Genomic DNA, 792 nt, shown 5'->3' with positions numbered 1-792 from the left:
TTGCTGATTACCCGAACCGTCCGGCGCACGGTCCGCACCTCGCCTTTGGTACGGGTGTCGGCAAGCAACATCACTTTGAGCTTCTCCCCGACTTGCACGCGGTTCCTGGTCTTTTCCAGTTCATCCGGCCAGATGCCGTCTACCATTCGACGATCATCTGGCTTGTCCAATTCCTCGTCGTTTTCCTCCTCACCTACACGCGTCAGCAGGTAAACCGCTTTCTGGCCGCGCGCACCGTCACCCTCCTGAATCAGTTCGCCCAGAGCACACATTTTCTTTACCGCAGCTCTGGTTCTCTCCCGTTCCTCGCCAATCGCTTCCGAAAGCTCCCGAAGGGTATTTCTCTTGCCGCCCCGAAGCTGCTTCTTGATGGCTGCCCGGCGTTCATCCATGCTTTTCATCGTCCTCTAACTCCCTTCATCCCGTACCGGGTTCCATAGCGCTTCCAGCCTCGCCCTGCGCCGCTGCGCCCACCATGCCCCACACCATCGCATCGTAGTCGTAACCATGTTCTTCCAGGTTGTGAAAGCGGTTCTTCTTGGAGACTTCGGCGGCCCCATCCTGCCTCTGCGGATTCTTTTCTCTCCTGTCCCAATTTCTAACCGCTGCTTTCCAGTCCTTCATGCGATTCTTACCGACCATCCAGCCATTACTGGTGTAAAAGTCAATAAAGCGTGCTGCATCCACGTTCGTATAACCCATTTCCCGGCAATATTCACTCACATTCTCCAGGGTGGGCGGCGCGAAGCGCTTTTCTTTTACACCCTCTAGGGTGTTTTCTTTTAAATCATT

At 54.9% G+C, this 792-nt stretch carries 1 protein-coding gene and 1 pseudogene; both read right to left on the bottom strand.

Annotation, left to right across the window (positions count from 1 at the left end):
* The coding region (locus tag DWZ76_RS14890) for a hypothetical protein (RefSeq protein ID WP_147353148.1) at positions 1-401 on the bottom strand (401 nt) is incomplete at its 3' end.
* A 16-nt stretch (positions 402-417) separates the two neighbouring features.
* Positions 418-792, bottom strand: a pseudogene (locus DWZ76_RS14885) (hypothetical protein); the annotation flags it as partial.

The sequence above is a fragment of the Clostridium sp. AF35-15 genome (assembly GCF_003477745.1).
Taxonomy (GTDB): domain Bacteria; phylum Bacillota; class Clostridia; order Lachnospirales; family Lachnospiraceae; genus Otoolea; species Otoolea fessa.
Note: the sequence above shows the minus strand (reverse complement) of the source record. Positions and strands in the feature narration are given on the sequence as shown.